Origin of the sequence: Candidatus Mesenet endosymbiont of Agriotes lineatus (assembly GCF_964019585.1) — a bacterium.
Classification (GTDB): domain Bacteria; phylum Pseudomonadota; class Alphaproteobacteria; order Rickettsiales; family Anaplasmataceae; genus Mesenet.
Map to the genome: position 1 here is coordinate 995,944 of NZ_OZ026454.1, position 17,276 is coordinate 1,013,219.

The 17,276-nt window shown below is 33.4% G+C and carries 16 protein-coding genes and 2 pseudogenes; 13 read left to right on the forward strand and 5 right to left on the reverse strand.

Annotated elements, in window-relative coordinates; genetic code table 11:
- Nucleotides 1-91: 91 nt before the first annotated feature.
- The 3 genes from AACL19_RS04690 to era form a co-directional block, all read right to left on the reverse strand.
- Nucleotides 92-1,081, reverse strand: coding sequence for an ankyrin repeat domain-containing protein (locus AACL19_RS04690; RefSeq protein WP_339045354.1), 990 nt, complete (start codon nt 1,079-1,081; stop codon nt 92-94).
- A 61-nt stretch (nt 1,082-1,142) separates the two neighbouring features.
- Complete coding sequence (locus AACL19_RS04695) at nt 1,143-1,970, reverse strand: 3'-5' exonuclease (protein WP_339045355.1); 828 nt, start codon at nt 1,968-1,970, stop codon at nt 1,143-1,145.
- Nucleotides 1,963-2,856 carry a GTPase Era gene (era, locus tag AACL19_RS04700; RefSeq protein ID WP_339045356.1) on the reverse strand — a complete coding sequence of 298 codons (894 nt, stop codon included), beginning with the start codon at nt 2,854-2,856 and terminating at the stop codon, nt 1,963-1,965. The genes AACL19_RS04695 and era overlap by 8 nt, the downstream gene beginning before the upstream one ends.
- A gap of 59 nt (nt 2,857-2,915) precedes the next feature.
- On the opposite strand from era, the gene recR reads away from it, so the two are divergent.
- A complete protein-coding gene (gene recR, locus AACL19_RS04705) occupies nt 2,916-3,515 on the forward strand; it encodes a recombination mediator RecR (RefSeq protein ID WP_339046682.1) in 600 nt (199 codons plus the stop codon).
- A 32-nt stretch (nt 3,516-3,547) separates the two neighbouring features.
- On the opposite strand, the gene AACL19_RS04710 is transcribed toward recR, so the two are convergent.
- A complete protein-coding gene (locus tag AACL19_RS04710; RefSeq protein ID WP_339045357.1) occupies nt 3,548-4,369 on the reverse strand; it encodes an ankyrin repeat domain-containing protein in 822 nt (273 codons plus the stop codon).
- A 213-nt stretch (nt 4,370-4,582) separates the two neighbouring features.
- Here AACL19_RS04710 and AACL19_RS07085 point away from each other — a divergent pair, with 213 nt between their 5' ends.
- The 9 genes and pseudogenes from AACL19_RS07085 to AACL19_RS04750 all read left to right on the forward strand — a co-directional run bounded on the left by AACL19_RS07085 (nt 4,583) and on the right by AACL19_RS04750 (nt 11,367).
- Nucleotides 4,583-4,780 carry a transposase gene (locus AACL19_RS07085; protein ID WP_410519846.1) on the forward strand — a complete coding sequence of 66 codons (198 nt, stop codon included), beginning with the start codon at nt 4,583-4,585 and terminating at the stop codon, nt 4,778-4,780.
- The gene (locus AACL19_RS07090) at nt 4,735-4,968 is read left to right on the forward strand and encodes a transposase (RefSeq protein WP_410519875.1); all 234 of its coding nucleotides are present in this window, start codon (nt 4,735-4,737) and stop codon (nt 4,966-4,968) included. The genes AACL19_RS07085 and AACL19_RS07090 overlap by 46 nt, the downstream gene beginning before the upstream one ends.
- Before the next feature lie 580 nt (nt 4,969-5,548).
- Nucleotides 5,549-5,707, forward strand: a complete 159-nt coding sequence (locus AACL19_RS07095; RefSeq protein WP_410519880.1) for a recombinase family protein — start codon at nt 5,549-5,551, stop codon at nt 5,705-5,707.
- A complete protein-coding gene (locus AACL19_RS04725) occupies nt 5,670-5,831 on the forward strand; it encodes a hypothetical protein (protein ID WP_339045360.1) in 162 nt (53 codons plus the stop codon). The genes AACL19_RS07095 and AACL19_RS04725 overlap by 38 nt, the downstream gene beginning before the upstream one ends.
- A gap of 264 nt (nt 5,832-6,095) precedes the next feature.
- Complete coding sequence (locus AACL19_RS04730) at nt 6,096-6,293, forward strand: hypothetical protein (RefSeq protein ID WP_339045361.1); 198 nt, start codon at nt 6,096-6,098, stop codon at nt 6,291-6,293.
- Nucleotides 6,294-6,686: 393 nt separating this feature from the next.
- Nucleotides 6,687-6,821 carry a hypothetical protein gene (locus AACL19_RS04735; protein WP_339045362.1) on the forward strand — a complete coding sequence of 45 codons (135 nt, stop codon included), beginning with the start codon at nt 6,687-6,689 and terminating at the stop codon, nt 6,819-6,821.
- Nucleotides 6,822-7,150: 329 nt separating this feature from the next.
- Nucleotides 7,151-7,279, forward strand: a pseudogene (locus tag AACL19_RS04740) (JAB domain-containing protein); the annotation flags it as partial.
- 266 nt (nt 7,280-7,545) lie between these two features.
- Nucleotides 7,546-10,716 carry an ankyrin repeat domain-containing protein gene (locus AACL19_RS04745; RefSeq protein WP_339045364.1) on the forward strand — a complete coding sequence of 1,057 codons (3,171 nt, stop codon included), beginning with the start codon at nt 7,546-7,548 and terminating at the stop codon, nt 10,714-10,716.
- 333 nt (nt 10,717-11,049) lie between these two features.
- A complete protein-coding gene (locus tag AACL19_RS04750; RefSeq protein WP_339045365.1) occupies nt 11,050-11,367 on the forward strand; it encodes a hypothetical protein in 318 nt (105 codons plus the stop codon).
- On the opposite strand, the gene AACL19_RS04755 is transcribed toward AACL19_RS04750, so the two are convergent.
- Complete coding sequence (locus tag AACL19_RS04755; RefSeq protein WP_339045366.1) at nt 11,359-12,165, reverse strand: hypothetical protein; 807 nt, start codon at nt 12,163-12,165, stop codon at nt 11,359-11,361. The genes AACL19_RS04750 and AACL19_RS04755 overlap by 9 nt on opposite strands.
- Nucleotides 12,166-12,384: 219 nt before the next feature.
- Here AACL19_RS04755 and AACL19_RS07100 point away from each other — a divergent pair.
- The 3 genes and pseudogenes from AACL19_RS07100 to AACL19_RS04765 form a co-directional block, all read left to right on the forward strand.
- Nucleotides 12,385-12,542 (forward strand): annotated as a pseudogene (locus tag AACL19_RS07100) (exodeoxyribonuclease III); the annotation flags it as partial.
- A gap of 168 nt (nt 12,543-12,710) precedes the next feature.
- Nucleotides 12,711-13,865: a J domain-containing protein gene (locus tag AACL19_RS04760; RefSeq protein ID WP_339045367.1), complete on the forward strand. Its 1,155-nt coding sequence runs from the start codon at nt 12,711-12,713 to the stop codon at nt 13,863-13,865.
- The gene (locus tag AACL19_RS04765; RefSeq protein ID WP_339045368.1) at nt 13,769-17,269 is read left to right on the forward strand and encodes a hypothetical protein; all 3,501 of its coding nucleotides are present in this window, start codon (nt 13,769-13,771) and stop codon (nt 17,267-17,269) included. Before AACL19_RS04760 ends, AACL19_RS04765 begins: the two co-directional genes overlap by 97 nt.
- The last annotated feature ends 7 nt before the right edge of the window (nt 17,270-17,276 follow it).

Genomic DNA, 17,276 nt, shown 5'->3' on the forward strand with positions numbered 1-17,276 from the left:
TAATGGTATACTATAGATAGCTTTCTGCTTGTCAATAAAATATTCAGTATAAGCAGTACACCTAAATGCACTGCTTATATACAACAAAATTTTAAATAGAAGTAGTTGCAACTACTTCATTATCTCCTATTGGGTCAATTGTAATACCGTCTAGTGTAATAAAAGCAAGATTATCCTGTCCTTGTTTTAGCAATGATTCAGTCACTATGTTTCTGTTATTTTTCCAACCATATGTATTACAACTTCTATAATAATCATAGAGCTTCCTTCCTAAAAAAACCAGTACCCCTAAAGCATAAATGCCACCAAATATTCCACCTATTATTCCTATATTAGGAGTATTGCTGCTTTGATCAGTAATTTCTGGGTAAGAAGAACCATTAATCAATTTTGAATCCTGATAAAGCATAGTAGTGTTTTCAATTGATAGTATGCTGTTTCTTAACTCTATAGCTGCTTTAACTGTTGGATCATTATTTATCAACTTTTTATTAAATTTTTCTGCTAAAGTAATGGTGTTCCTACTTTTGCCAGCAATACCAAGATCAAATACTGCGTCAGCATTTATATTACATTTGTCATTTTTTTTATAACTTACATATGATTCAAACTGATTATAGAATCTTGTCTCTCCTCCATGTTTGAGCAATAAAGATGTAATCCTATTAGTGTCATCTAATTCCCCTTTATAATTAGCTGACATTCTTTGTTTGATTCTTCCAAGAAACATAATATCTAAAGGAGTGCGTCCTTCACTTTCTTTTGCATTAACATTAGCACCACACTCAACCAATAAATTAGCCAAATCATAATTATAAAACGCACAAGCAAAATGTAGTGGTGTCCACTTGTGATGAGTACCGTCTGCTTTTTTAACATCTGCACCAGCATATATTAATAACTTAGCCATATAAAAATGCCTCTCTAGTATAGCAAAAATCAAAGGAGTGTTTTCATCATTGATATCTCTCTGATCAATGTATTCATTAAGATTATCGATGTTACGGAGTAGAAGCTTACTAACTTCATCTAAAGAGTTTTGCTTAATAGCCGTGAATAGATCTGTATTATTTACGCTCATCTTATTATCCTAATAATAAAATTAATTATGTACTAATCTAAATTTTTACAAAGCAAAATTATTAAATTTTTAAGTAAAATTTACCATCATAAGCTTTCTTCCATTCTTCCTTAAATTTAAGTAAGTGATCTTTTTGACTATTCTCTAAATACAAAAGTAAATCATCGAGATTTTTATTATAACTTTCAGTTGTAATCCTGCCTTGATGCTGCATTAGCTTTAGGTAGATTAGATAGGTGTTAATCACGTCAGTTTCACAATAGTCCCTAACTTCTTGGATTTTACCACTATCGTATAAACTTGCAACTTGCCCGCCATCAGTACCAATTTTCCCCGGAAGCCCAAGTATTGAACATACCTCATTCATCTTAACTCTAGCTGAAGCACCAAAATCAGAAAGAGCTTCAAGTAAATCGCAGTGCCAATCAACGCTGTAGCGCTGCATATAATTGTTCCACTTATCACCTGATTTATAAAGATATTCTGCCTGCACCCCATATTTCATCGCTCTATACTTAAGTACCGGTAAATCAAAAGTACGGCCATTAAAAGAAACCAGCCTTGGCTTAGTTTTAGATATATACTCAAAAAATCCCTTAACTAGTTCTTCTTCACTGGAATCTAGTTTTCCTCCAGATCTTATCTCTCTCAGCACAAAAGTCTCATAACCACCACTGCGGACAACATCAGCAAACAAAAAGCTAATAACTACTACTTGATGAAAAGGCTGGCGCAAAAAAGGATTCTGCCCACCTGTTATTTCTAAGTGATACTGAGTCAGTGCCTCACGCTTTTGCTGCACATCACCATCTATTTTACCTATCAGGATATCGCACGCACTAATATCTGGGATGGTTTCAATATCAAAAACTACTAAAGAATTAAGCATGATCTACATATTCCTTTGGGCGATCTTGCCAAGATTTTCGTATTTTGACAAACAAAAAAAGGTGTATTTTAACTTCAAACATATCTTCAAGTTCTGTGCGTGCTGCAATATTGATCTTTTTTATGTTCTCTCCATTTGTGCCAATGATAATTTTTTTATGACTTTCCCTAAGAACGTATATAACTTGTCTTACAATTAAACTTTTATCTTTCTTCTCTTGCATTTGTTCTGTTACTACTGCTAGAGAGTATGGCAGCTCCTTATTTAAGCTTAAAAATAGTTTTTCACGAGTTACTTCAGCAGCTATAAAGCTGGTTGATGTGTCAGTTATACAATCTTCAGGGTAGAGCCATGGACCTTCAGGAGCAACTGTAGATAAATATTCTAACATCTCTTCCACACCACTATTTTTTAACGCCGAGATCATAAACATCTGATCGAATCCTCCATAAGTTGCAGTAAAATGTTCATATGCTCTTTTAATTTCAGGTTTTGTAGCCAGGTCAATTTTATTAATTACTAAAATGCATCTAATATTTAATTGCTTTGTTCTTGCAATAACTTTTATCATCTGGTCACTACCATAAGAGAAATTTCTAAAATCAAGCAAGAGCAAAACAGCATCTGTGCTTTTTATTGCAGACCATGCAGAGCTTACTATAAATTTTTCGAGTTTAGTTTTAGCATCAAAAATGCCAGGAACGTCAATGAAGATAAATTGTGTTTCTTTATATATGGCAACTGCTCTGATTTTAGTACGTGTTGTCTGTGCCTTGGGAGTAATAATGGAAACTTTAGCTCCGACAATGTTGTTGATTAAAGTAGACTTGCCAACATTTGGCAGACCAGCTATTGCAATTGTTAGACACTTTTGTTTGGTAGTCATTTTGCTAATTTCTAAATATTATGTCAATATGACGGTAAAAGCTTTAAACTGCAATGAATATAGATATAAAAAACTTAATTGAAATGTTTTCTAAATTACCAAATCTTGGTCCCGCCTCATCGCGAAGGCTAATTCTTCATCTAATTAGAAACAAAGAAAAAATCATGCTGCCGCTTGCACATTCAATTCGAGAACTTGCAGAGCGAGTAGTAGAATGTGAGATATGTGGTAACCTTGAGACAAAGTCACCTTGCTCTATTTGTTTAGATCAAAGGCGTAACACTAAGCTGTTGTGCGTTGTTGAAGACTTAGGAGATCTATGGGCTTTTGAAAAAGGCAAAATATACAGTGGTTTATATCACATACTTGGTGGAACTTTATCGGCAATAAATGGTATAGGTCCTAAAGAGCTAAATCTGCAAAAGATTATAAGTAGAGTAAAAGAATCTGGTGTTGAAGAAGTAATTATTGCCACTAACTCAACGCTCGATGGACAAGTGACAGCACACTACATAGTAGATCTATTGAAAGACTTAAATATAAAAGTATCACGTCTAGCTTGCGGCATACCAATTGGTGGAGAAATTGACTACCTTGATGAAGGAACACTAAACGCAGCCCTTTGTTCAAGACAAGAGATAAACTCAGCAAAGGTATAATAAGTATAATCTACATACATCTGAATAAAATGTTACCCAAGCCTTGATCTTTTTGCTGATGAACCTGCCTCTACTTCAATTTCAAATGTTTCCAATCCTGGTTCAGTTTCCTGATGTTCTAAGATTTGATTCTCTGAAATTTCCGACTCTTCACTCATATCTGATTCTTCGTCTCCATATCCCTCTAGCTCTGGAATATAAATAAGTTCAACCATTGATTTAATATCAATTCTGTACTTTGCCTCAAGCCTATCTAATTCCTCTTTCATCCCAAACTTTTTCACCAGTTTAATAGAGTGATCTTTCAAAGTTCCATTTTTAATTCTTTTGTCTATATCATGCCATAGCGTTACAATAATATCGTCAGAATACCTATTCATTAAGGCCAGTTCAAAGGCAGTATCGCCATAGTCGTTACATATATTATGATCGATGTTATCATGACTTAACAATAGCTTAATCATATCATAATTATTTTGTTTAATAGCTAGCATAAGGGCTGTTTCTCCTTTATAGTTCTGTCCATGTGTATCTATATTATATTCCAATAAAATCTTTACTATTTCTAGAGCGTCGTTTAGAACTGCGGAATACAGTAATGTATGTCCATCTGCATATGATATATTAACATTTGCCCCATTTTCTAGTAAAGCTTTTACTATTTCTTGAGCATTATTGATAACAGCCAAGTGAAGTAATGGTGTGTACTTCAAATTTTCATCTTCTGGTTCTTCTTCTAGAAAAATTCTGATTTTATCTAAATTCAGTAACTTTTTAATCTTACTTGAATCTTTATTACCCTCTTTATTAATGGTATTTACAAGTGCATCATAATATGGGCTATACCACTGCATACATTTAAAAGCAAAAGATATTACTTTTTTAGTATATTTTATAAAACAGAATATAAAACTTATACTTATACAATCCCTATAGATCCGTAATTTGGTGAAATATATTTTATTTTTATGTAGTTAGGTGGGTGACCCACGCCTTAAGGCGAAGACTTTAGTATAGGATTACTTTAGTATTTTCTATGGATTAAAAACATAGCTCTCATAGTACGTTTGATTTCACGTAGTACTAAGTATAGGTACAGGATACTTGTAGGTGAAACAGCAGTAGAGAGATTATCAGAAAATTACGTAGATATTGTAAGTGGTAATATTACGCCTGATCACGTACATATGCTAATTTCTATGCCGCCCACTATCCAACAATATATCAAAGGGAACGTAAGTTATTCCAAGAGTTTGAACAATTAAGAAAAAGATACTGGGGTCAACATTTGTGGGCTAGAGGATATTTTGCTGTTACCGTTGGTAATGTAAATTCTACAGATGTGCAGAAGTATATTGAAGAACAAGAAATTCATCATAAACATCACAAATCTCTGAGTTTTAAAACTTGCTTTAAAGCTTTAACTCATACCACCAGCTTTAGCTGGTTGTAATTTATAAGGGACAGCAGTATCAGTCATTGTCTAAGATAGCAGGACTGGCAATAGCTACAATGGCCCTTTATTTTTTGGCATGCGTAAAAAGTCACCTACAAGAAAAAATGCTTAAAACAGTTATTCAAGAGATAAAATTATACCAGAAAATCATGTGAGGAAGGATTAGAGCAAACATTCAATAGTCTCGATGCTCAACGTTTAGCCGGATATTCAAAGTCAGCAGCATGAATGCTTTAGATAAAAGATATGATGACGGTGGTTATTCTGGCGGTACTTTAGAGAGACCAGCTCTGCAAGAACTATTTAAGGATATCGAGAATGCTAAGTGTTGTAGTTTATAAAATAGATAGGCTTTCAATACTTGATTTTGCTAAGATTTGTTTGATAAGTAACATTTGTTTCAATAACACAACACCGCAAATTCAATGGGATGCTCAAATATAGTCCTAATCAATATGAAAGAAGGGGAGAGATAAGCCTCAAAACAGAAAGGATGGGAGCCCATTGGTTACGATGTAGAAGACCGTAGGCTTATTATCAATCAAGAGGAGACAGAGGTAGTAAGTTCAATCGATTTATAGGTTTAAAGTCGGCAGCTACCGTTGCTAGAGAATTAAATAACCAAGGGTATAAGACTAAAGCAGAAAGACCATTTAAAATTGCAACAGTAAGAGGCATCCTCACTAATACTACTTACATTGGCTATATTACTCATAAAGGCAACCGAACAACATGAGGCAATAATTAATAAGGAACTATGGGATAAGGTACAAGAGGTTTTTATTAAACGTGAAGGGATAAAGCCTAAGGAAGAGTATAGAGCTCTACTTAAAGGTTTTGTGATAGTTGTAAGTCAGTGATGAAGGCTACAAGAAGAAAAATAAAAGGTATGTTTGGCAACAGTCATATAAGAGGTGCTTATTAAGTAGTAGTAGCATAGCTGCAGGAGAGATAGAAAGAGCTGTTGTTATGCAAGTTCGCTTATTATTTAAAAACCCACGAACAGAAACTCATTTACAGATTTTAGATGATAAAAAAATCTCTCAATTATAAGGGATAGTTGGGACAATTTATTTCCAAGAGAACAAGAAAAAATCGTTCGGAAGCTAGTTAAAGCTATAAGAGTGAGTGAAAGAATCTGCATTAATCCTACAGAACTTATAAGGCTTGCTGGGAATATTGAAGAAGGATCAAATGATGGTATGGCAAATGAAGAAATATTTTTATTTACATCACTAAAATTTAATAAAAGTAGCAACCAAACAGTAATACTATCCCCTGAATTTAAAGAAGAAAAAAGTATAATTTACTTAAAGCACTAGTAAATGTGGCAAAAACTTGTGGTAAATATGGAACTATAAAGGAGCTCTATTCGCAATAGGATCAAAATACCCACAACGTGTATTAAAGCTAAACTTTCTTTCGCCAAAAATTAAAGAAGATATTTTAAATGGCTCAACAAACTTATTTCCTAACTTTTCCAGTATAAGAAATATACCAATATTGTGGCATGAACAGGAGAAGATTTTTTACGAACAGTAGGGATTGCAATTTATTCTGTAAATCTAAACATTAACATCTTCTGTACTTTAATGAATATCTTATAAATAAAAAACATCAAGAAAATAAATAAGTTGACTTAAGTAGAAATAGATGGATAGATGACCACCACTGTAGATATCAGATCTAAAATTTATATGCTACTTAAGAGTTTTATGAATAATAATGGTAATAAACGTAAGAAACGCTTAGAATCAAGAATATTGGCAAGCAAAGGACAAGCTTTACTTGATTGTGAAATAATTGAATTGTTGTTATATGCAGTGCACCCAAGCTCGTATTACAGCTAAAGAACTAATTTAAGCAGTATAGGTAAGGTTCTGAAATAGATGATTTGAAAAATATTAAAAGTGTGAATGTTGCAGTAATTTTCTGTGTGAGAGAAGCTTTAAACAGAGAGATAGATTAAAAAAACTGTATATAATTGGCAGAAATTGGTAGATTACTTAAGATTGGCCAATCGGGAATGGAAAACGTCAGGATAATATATCTAAACAAGAAATATCATTTAATAGCAGAGGAAATTCAAAACGTTGGTACAAAGTATCATTACATATAAGAGAGATTATCAAAAAAGCACTATTTAAAGGTGCAACATCAGTAATATAATCACCCAAGCGGAGATCCAAAACCTTCAGAAAATGATATTGAAATGTTTATCCTTAGCGTGTTTGGTATAGAAATGCTAGATCATGTGATTATTACTGCTGATGATCATTTTAGTTTCTATGAAAATGGATTGTTGTAGCTATAAAGGGAAATTAATACTTCTATACAACAATTTTGACTTACTTTTGATAGCTGAATTACAGAGCTTAATGAAAGCTTTTTACAACATAATCTAAACCATATGAGTATGCTGTTTCCTTTAGTTGCAAGTAATGTAAGGAAAAAAAGTAGTCTAATTTTATCTATTTAGCTAATTTCTTAAAATCTTTAGATGTCCTTTAAGAGAAAATTTAACTTACGTCTATAAACTAAATATAGCATACAAAACAGGTAGAGGGGAAAAATATGGCTGTGGAGGAAAGTTCTTTAAGTAGAGATGACATACCGGAAGATTTATGGGAAGAGCAAATAGCTAAGTGGTCTAGTGAAGAGCTAAAACTAACAAAGAATCAAAGAAAATTAAATAGTAAATTTTTAAATAAATTGAAGAATTTAAGATTGTATTTAGGAGTTTATGATTTTAACACAGACTTTGAATATGACCGTCCTGGTGCTGCAGAACTTAAGAAATTTTTAGAAGATTATGAGAATGATCAAGATTTAAAAGTAGTATTTGATCTTAAAAGGGGAGAATCAAAAACAACAGTACTACATGAAGTTGTCAACTTTAATATTGATGTCCTAGATCTATTATTGAAAGCTGGTGCTAATCCAAATGTGCAAGACAAAGATGGAAAAACACCACTGCATTATGCTGCTGAAGATTATTGTATAGAGGCTCTAAGAACTCTTTTAGATAAAGAGAATATTGATGTCAATGTACAAGATCAGTACGGAAAAACACCACTGCATTATGTTGCCGATAATAGCGGCTCCCATGAATGTGATGAGAGTATAAGTTGTCTTTTGGAGCAAGGAGCAAGAGTTGATATTCAAGATAATTATGGCAATACACCACTACATTACGCAGCTGATCGTGGATATGTTGATGGAATAGAGTTACTTATAGAAAAAAATCAAGGAATTAATCTTATAAATAAGGATAAAAATACAGCATTACATCTTGCTCTCTATAATAAAGATGTGCGGATTTCAGAATGTATTTTAGATGAAAAATATAGAGATGTAGAAGTAAATATAAGCAATAGAAAGGGATGGACACCACTGTTACTTGCTGCTCTACTAAATTCTACGCCAGTAACTCGTAAAATATTAGAAAGAGGAGCAAATATAAAATATACAGATAGCGAAGGTAATAGCGCTCTACATTATGCTGCATGTAATAGCCATACAGGAGATAATCTAAAAACTACAAAATGTGATTTACTTTCGCCAGATAATGATCCGTTAAATAGCAACAGTAATGATTATTCTGAAGATACAGCGGTGAAAAATGTAAATGAGCTTATCGCTGCAGGTATAGATGTTAATATTTGTAATAAAAATGGTAACACATCGTTGTTTTTTGCTGTTGAAGATATAAAGCCTGAAGTGGTCAAACAGCTTTTACGGCAAGGAGCAAATGTAGAAGCAGGGGATAGATATGGCTATACAGCACTTCATTATGCAGTAAAAATAAGAAGTTTAAGAATGTTAAAAATACTGCTTCCTCATCAGGTAGATAGTGATGGAATTGAGAGTGATGAAGAGATAGATGGTGAAAAAGCTAAAATTCTGCTTTCTGAGGCTGTGGATAAAAAAGGAAATACACTTTTGCATCACGCAGTTAAACTAGGATGTAGTAGGGAAATGCTTAACTTTCTTGTAAAGAATGGGATAGATATTAATGAAAAAAATAAAAATGGAGTAGCACCAATTCATATAGCTGCTAAATATGGGCATGAGCATCTTATGGATTTTTTTATAGAAAACAAAGCAGATATTAATGTTCAATGTGGAAATTTTGTAGAATCGGAAATTGAATCTGCAAAAGAAAAGTTTATTAACATGCAAGATGGCAGTGCTGATGAAAGCAGTGTTATATATATTAAAAATGATGCTAAGTACAAAAAAGCAACACCCATGTCAATAGCCACTAGCAATAGTCATAAAGATGCTGTGAAAAAGTTATTGTTGCAAGGAGCAAAGCCAAGTATTGGTAATGATAAGGGTTGGACACCTATACATATAGCGATTAGAAAAGCATTTGATAAGAATTGTGAAGAAGAAGAAAGAGAAAAAGCATATCAAATTATAGAAAAGCTAGCAGTATTTTCTAATATTGAATATTTTAGACCAAAGGATCTCATTAATAAAATGATTGCAAAAACAAAAGAGGTATTGACTGGTGGGACCAAAGGGCTACCAAACATTATACAAATGGCAAATGAAGATAGAAGAATTAGAGATATAATAGAAAGTGCTTTAAAAAGCAGAGAAAACAACCAACCATCAACTGCTCCAATAGATGAATATGCGCCTAGTGCTCCACTTGATGATAGTTTTTATGATAAGTTAGGATCTTATGTTGAAGAAATACCTGATCTTTATCCCGATTTTGTACAGGAATTTGATCAAGCACTAGAAGAAAACACTAATGTAGATATTACATGGCCTTCTGAACAAAAAAATATAGAAGAAATACCTGATAGCAAATCAGATAAGTTTTTAGATAGAATGGCTAAGGATATCGTAGAACTAAATAAAGCTGTAAATGAAGCGTTAGAGTTGGGAATAAAAATAAAACATGGTTTTGTCGATTCAGTTATGGCAGAAGTTGAACAATTGAATGGAGTAAAGGAAAACCCTAAAATTGCAAGTGATATAATTTGTAAGCTGATATCAAAAGGAGCAGATATTAGTAAATATCAGAAAATGAATGAAGAGTTGGAAGTATTATTAAGAAATCACAAGGTTAAAATGCAAAAGGCTTACTCTGAATTTTCTAGCCTGACTAGAGATTTATATGATGTAGCAACAAAAGCGACATACAAAGGTGAAGTAAGCCACGTAGAGATAGACAATACTACTTTTTATCTGGAATATTTACCAAACAGTATAATAGATACTGCTAAAATTATAGATGGAACAAAGAATTTAGGGTTAAACCAAGGGAATATAATGCTTGGTGGTAATATAATTAAAATAGGCAGTAGTGAAGTAGAAATTGAGATAAGGGATAAAGTAAGGAATTACACAAACCTTTCAAACAATAGTAACATTATGCTCACTTTTTGTACTAGCCTAGGAGAGTTAAAAGTTAAGTTATGTCATAATGTGCAAAATGAAGATGTGATCGAAATAAAAGTATGTGATCGAGAAAAATTTGAGCAATTAGTCAGCAGTCAGGAAGAGATAGGAAAGAATTGCTTATTAGGAGGATTAACTGTTTGCGATGCTATTAAGAAAGGATATTTTACAAGACCAGAAAATTCTGAAATAATACAGGATATATCTCAAGATACTGAGGAGAGGATGGATTGTATAGCTCAAGGAAATAATAAAGTAAATACAAAAAATATCTGGCAAAATATGTTAGAAACAAAAAGAGAAAGCAGTTGTGAGAGAGGGATGTAAACTATATTTTACATTTGTTGCCAATGTACGATCAGAAGTTTTAAGGAGAAAATTATTAGTATGTATAGTCAAAATTTGTAAAATTTCATCTCTCAATTCCCTATTATCTAAGCTACTACTCAAAAACTTTAAGGTTTATTATCAGAGCTTCTGTTTAAAGAACTCGTTTTTAAAACTGATCAATGTCTTCATTACTGAGATTCTCCTCTTCAACTAGTTGGCAAAGAAAATAAGGGATAATTAGTGTTAATTTTGGATTAGCTAAATACTCGGTAACAATTATAATTTTAAAGATTTCAAATTTCTCTGCACAAACTTTGAAATGCTCCTGTTTTGATTAAAGTTGCATACTCTTCTACATCATTAGAAAGAACACCTTTAAAGATAACTAAGAAAAACTATAGTACCCACCTTAAGCTCGTTGGATTTTCTCATTCTTACTTTTGTTGCAGTGTAGGTTTGCAAATAAAAGAACAAGTGCTACAAACTCAAGAAACAACCAATATGAGCATGCCAACTCAAACAGCAATTCGCCAAAGGTTACATATCACCAATACTAATGGTACAGTAACACTTGATTATCAGTGTTTTGTGAAACTGAGCAAACTTGTTTTACTTACTGATGACCTATATTTTATAGAATTATACTAATACCTTCTTTTGTTCTTGTGCTGCCATGTCTACATTTGTTACATTTGTTGAAGGTTGTAACTGTGATGCTAATAATTCATGTAAAGGCTTTGCCTCATATTGCTTTCCTATTTTTACATTATTTGCAGCTAATTGCTCTACAGTAATGCCATTGCGTTCAAGAAATTTTATAGAACCATCATCACTAATGTTAACTTTAATATTACATTCTTTTTCTTCAAAACGCCATTTTAGAGTCATGTTATATGATCCATTAGCTATTTCATAAATTCTTATTCCATTTTCATCAACCCGGCCACGTATTCCTCTTTTTTCGTCTTGATTAGGTAACAACAGTGTAATTGCTGTTATTTTATTCTTTTTACAAAAATCACTATTCAGGATATCACTAATGCTTATCTCTCCTTTATTATTATTCAATATAATCCTTGCAGTTAACATAGTTATAACTGGACTTCTCACTCTAAGCTGCACAGATTCAAGAGTGCCATTATTTATATATTTAGAAAATTCTTGCTCAGTTTCGTTAATAATGCTACCCTTAAGGTACTTGCCATGGTTTTTATTCTCTGAGTTACCAAGATCATTAGAAAAAAGGGACTGTATCTGTTTTTCATCGTCACAATCTATGTATTCATACTTGCGTTCATTTTTAGTCCCTAAAAATGAATGATCGTCTGCTCTTGCTTTATTATTTGGAGAAAAAATAAAAGACTCATTAGAAGGATTACTACTGACATTAGGAGTAATAACAGCTTCAATTAGAGATATAACTTCAGTATTAGTATTGTTTAACATAAATCCCCCACTAAATAATACAAAATTAGCATATAAATATTATGCTAGGTAGTCAACATATATTTAGAAAAATATGTTTTTATAAAATGCTATTTTAAACTTCTTTGTAAGTGCAAACGAATATTCATATGCACTACTCGGTTTATTTAAAATACCACTCAAACAAACTTATGATGCATTTAAAATCCAGAAAGTAAAGATGGTGGGATTACCGAATGGCAGAAGAATAAGGGTATGAGAATAGATCACATTCTACTATCACCAGAGGCTACAGATAGGTTAGAGAAATCAACAACAAAATGCGTGCAAAAGAAAACCCATCAGATCATGCTCCTGTTGTGTGTGTTTTAGAAGAAAGCATCAACTATTCCTTTTAAAAGGTCTTGTTTTGTCAAAATAAAGAATATCAATTACAACCAGCTAAAGCTAATAATTTGAGTAAACGCTTAAAATGCTTTGCAAAACCAAATTATTTTGGCCGTTTTGATAAAATGTGAGTAAAACTGATAGAGATTTATTAAAAATTTAAAAAAAGAGGGGTGGAAATGCATAATTTATATCAAATCTTAGGGGTGAATAAAAACGTACCTACTTATGCTATTAAAAAGGCTTATAGAGATAAGGCATTGTATGAACACCCTGATAAAGGTGGTAGTGCGCAAAAAATGGCATTACTGACAACAGCTTATCAAACCTTAAGTGATCCGATTGAAAGAAAAAAATTTGATCAAGAGTGGGAAATTTTTAATTCATCTCATGATACTGAAATATCCTTAACACCATCAGGTTATTTACCTACAGCAGGTACTCCATTTTCAAGGTCTTTTAGACAGCAACATGCACAACTTGTAGGTCAATACCAACAGAAACCACTTAATCGAAATCAGTCTTCGTCATATCTAAAGGCTTTTCATTCCGATCTTATGAGTAATGTTGCAGATGATCTATTTTCTTTTATTAAAACAAAAGAGGACTTAGGAACAAAGTTGAATATAGGGTCTTTAACGCCAGAAAAAGCAGCTGAATATTTTATCAAATTTTTGCGAGGTGATTATTTCGGAAATAGCTTAAAAGATTTAAGCAAAGCATTTTATCAAAAAATTAAGCAGCTAGAAACTTTAGGCCAACAAGCTGATTATGAGTTTCAATTATACCATGGCATTTATGAAATTTTGCTAGTAGCAGCTAAAGAAAAAACACCCACTGTAAAGATCTTATTTTCACTACATAAAATTACTGAGTATGCAAAACACAATACTGACCAATCCATGGGTTTTATGGCTCCCCTACTGCAAAGTAGATATTTTCATAGCTTGTTTTCACAGGCCTTGCATTATTATTGGTTATCTGAAGAGAGCATATTGGATGAATCATATGCAAAAACTTTTAATGGACAAGCAGCAGTTGAAAATTTAATTGAACGTTTAAAATCACAGTTATCTGAAAACCGCAGCACAAGTAAATCGAACGATCAGGTAGCTAACTTACTTCGATATGCGCGCCTGTTGTTAAGATTAGAAAAAGATCTAAGTAAACGTTCAGATATAACTGATCATGCTGCCTTTTACCGAGCTTCCATTTGCTCGATTGGTTGCCTACACTCATGGGATTTGCCGAGCATGCAATTACTGTTAATACCTTATTACAAGCTGGAATTACACTGCAAAAAGCTGCTGCGCAAGAATCAGATTCTATACTAAGTATGGCAGATGAAAAACTTGCAGCTAAAGTTTATGGCGTAGCGATAGGTATTGGTCATCATGCAACACCAGATATTGAACTTTATACGTGTATACATAGTGTAAAATGTTTATTATCTTGTCGTTATACCGATTCTGAATTTAAGGAAATACTAGAGGCATTACAGCATCGAACGCTCTGGCTAGCTGATTTGTTCCCCTTTTTCCAAGCCCCACAGTCCAATGCTGATTTTCTTGCACAAGAAGATAAAACCCTAATTTTAATGCGCCAATTGCTCCATGCGCTCATTGATAAAATTGATGATCCAAAAAGTACAGCAGAAATTGATCACAGCTATGTGCGTGTTTTTTATCAAGCATATGAAGCATGTTTAAAAAATTGGTATCAAAAAAATCACGATCCAGAAACGGAGAAAAAATTTCGTCAGCGATTAATGCAGGAGTTGTTAGTTAGCAAGCAATGGAAGGTAGATGATCTTAATTACAATCTCAATGCACCATGGCCTCTTACTAATCTAGATGAACAAGGTTGGACTCGTCCTAAGTCAGTATTACCGCTTGCAGAAAAAGCAAACGTTCCGACTTATAAAACGATCCATGGCGCAGAACTTAACTATAAAACCGGGGAAATGGCGTTTATTCTCGATTATTGTGAGAAAAATGAAAGTGACCATAACCGCTTGTTAACGATCTTTGATTTAAATGAGCTATTTCAACGTCGCTTAACATCAGCGCTTTTTAGTTTAGATCCTGTCGACCCCGACATGCCTTATCATCCCTTCAATCAAATGCGCTTTGTACCGTCGATATTATATCATTCGCAATTACTGCATACGATGTTGCTTACGGACTATTTATTAAAATTTCTAACTGTGGGCCAAGAAGTGCAGTGTCGTGACCCATACGAATTAAGATCTTTAGATAAAATTACTAATCAACTCCCTGCACATCTTAAAAAAATTATTGATGATTTTCACGCCAGTCATCATGAAGAATCACTGAATCGTTTTTGGATTGAATCAGAGGAAGTAGAACTAGCCATTGATGATGAAGGGCTTAGCAAGGATGGAGATGTTTTGTTTGCGCTGGGAGATATTCGAATGGTTGTTAAGCATCATAAACTGAAACGTGATGCAGAGGGACACCTTGTTGATAAGGAGGGTGAAGATGAAGGTTGGGATTGTTATGTATTAACTCAAGAACAAAAGCGAGAATTAGGCGATGGGAAAAGGGTTATTGCGGATTCAGCATTGATTATTATTCAAGAGTCCTGGGAGCTTATTTTTTGGGAAAACCATAAGGCAACATACCGTTTCACCTTAGAAGAGGATAAACATAACTTGATTCGTCTGAGCAAACGACAACGTGACGTTCAGGAGAAGGTTAAGACTGATGATTCAGAATCTTTACGTCAAATCTATCGAATTGTTTTAAAAGCGGCTGAAAAAGTCAACATGCCACATCATTACTCACCTGAATTTATCTTTGCACAAGAATTTACCAAATATTACAATGAATTTGCTGTTTATTTTCCTGAATTCGGAAGACTCAGAGAATTAAGTAAAGCTGCAACCTTAGTTAATGTTATGGCAGCACAACGTGCAGCAAATCAAGAAAAAGTACACCTAATTAGGAAACGCTTAAACTATAAACAATTTTGTGACTTACAATCTGATAGCAGATGTTCTAAAGAACAGATTATGCAAAAAAGACAAAAGTCACTCGATGATATAAGACAAAAAATAGGCCCTTTAAAATTCACTAGATCTTCACCTGAAATTCAAGATATGTGTAGTAGCTCTTATGATAAGGTCCGAAGTGATTATATTGATCAACATGGTTTATTAAGTTGGGGTTGGTACAGCACTGTATCATGTGATGTTCGCAGAGAAGTAATCGAACCACAAATACCTAAGTTCATCGCAGACCTGGAAGCTCAAAAAAAAGCAGCGGGTTGTGAGCAGTTATTGAAGCGATTTGAGAATGAATTGGCTGAATTATCTAGACTAGAAGCTAGTCAATTAGTTGACAAATTTTTAGAAGGTGATGATAAACCATTGCATAAACATTTAGTTTATTATGATAGAAAGCAAGTTGCTAAGAAAATCAAAGAAATCTATCCTGAACAACCAATAGACATTGATGATTATTGGCAAACAACGGGACAAAAGCTAAAGGAAATTGTCAGAAAGGGTATAACCAAGCAGTTTGAGGAATGGCAGAAGCAACTTTCCAAAGAGAAGATTAAGCAAAAAAGGCAAGAATCCCTCAATGATATAAGACAGCAAATAGGCACTTTATACTTCACTGAATCTTCACCCGAAATTCGAGACATTTGTGATAGGTGTTATGATGAGATCAGAAGTGATATTATTGCTGAACATGGTTATTCAGGCTGGAATAGTGTATCGCATAAGGTTTACAGAGAAGCAATAAGACCAAAAATACCTAAATTCATTACAGATTTACAAACTCAAAAAAGGGCAGCGTGTCACAAGCAGTTATCGGAGCTATTTAAGGATGAATTGTCTGGATCAGAAGCTAGCCAATTAATCGATGGATTTTTAGAAGGTAATGATGATCCATTACATAAACATTTAGTTTATTATGATAGAAAGCAAGTTGCTAAGAAAATTAAAGAGATCTATCCTGAACATACTACACATAGTTTAGATAAAGCACTCAATAGTTCCCCACCTATAATTGATAAAATTATAGAAAGTGAAACAAAAAAAGCGTTAGAAGAACATAAACGGCAGTTACAAATACAGCTAAGTGGACGAGAAAAACTGGAACAATCGTTTGTTGATTTAGGCTTTGCAACCGATATAGAAGAGGTTGATCTAGAAGGCACATGTTTGTGGGTTCCAGCCAGTTTCCGCCATGATGTTGAAAAAGGGCACTCCCGCGCTGTTTATGGTGGTGTTCATATTGCGGGAATGGCTTATAGGAGTATTAATCCTAAACAGGTGAAAATTTTACTAAGGCAAACAAGTGAGGCTAGTAAAAGATTATGGCAAAACAAGATACGTGGTGATACGCTAAGCACATTTTGTGCAAAATTTTTAACAAAATTGTTGTCTTCTGATTCCAGATTTGAAGTAAAAGAAAGATATCGTGTAAAAACACCTTCTGGGTTACGGATTTTAGACATTGTTGCTGGAAAAATAGGTAAAAATGGTAAGTTTGAACCTGTTGTAGGGTATGAAATAAAGGCTGGGGATTCACCTTATGTGAGGCCAGACTCAGAGGGGGCAGAAATGCAAGGGGAAAAACCAACAAAACAGGGAACGCAAGATGTTTGGATAGAAAAAGAGAGAGAGAAAGAAGAAAAAGGAACAAGTTTTCCTATTCACTGTGTTCGTGTTGAGGAACTTAATAAAGATTATTGCAAAGTTCAATGATGGAGAA

What these genes read in the sequence shown, in the direction of transcription:
- AACL19_RS04690 (WP_339045354.1), bottom strand. Translation starts at nt 1,081, where the DNA reads ATGAGCGTAAATAATACAGATCTATTCACGGCTATTAAGCAAAACTCT.
- AACL19_RS04695 (WP_339045355.1), bottom strand. Translation starts at nt 1,970, where the DNA reads ATGCTTAATTCTTTAGTAGTTTTTGATATTGAAACCATCCCAGATATT.
- era (WP_339045356.1), bottom strand. Translation starts at nt 2,856, where the DNA reads ATGACTACCAAACAAAAGTGTCTAACAATTGCAATAGCTGGTCTGCCA.
- AACL19_RS04710 (WP_339045357.1), bottom strand. Translation starts at nt 4,369, where the DNA reads ATGCAGTGGTATAGCCCATATTATGATGCACTTGTAAATACCATTAAT.
- AACL19_RS04735 (WP_339045362.1), top strand. Translation starts at nt 6,687, where the DNA reads ATGAATAATAATGGTAATAAACGTAAGAAACGCTTAGAATCAAGAATA.
- AACL19_RS04745 (WP_339045364.1), top strand. Translation starts at nt 7,546, where the DNA reads ATGGCTGTGGAGGAAAGTTCTTTAAGTAGAGATGACATACCGGAAGAT.
- AACL19_RS04755 (WP_339045366.1), bottom strand. Translation starts at nt 12,165, where the DNA reads ATGTTAAACAATACTAATACTGAAGTTATATCTCTAATTGAAGCTGTT.
- AACL19_RS04760 (WP_339045367.1), top strand. Translation starts at nt 12,711, where the DNA reads ATGCATAATTTATATCAAATCTTAGGGGTGAATAAAAACGTACCTACT.
- AACL19_RS04765 (WP_339045368.1), top strand. Translation starts at nt 13,769, where the DNA reads ATGGGATTTGCCGAGCATGCAATTACTGTTAATACCTTATTACAAGCT.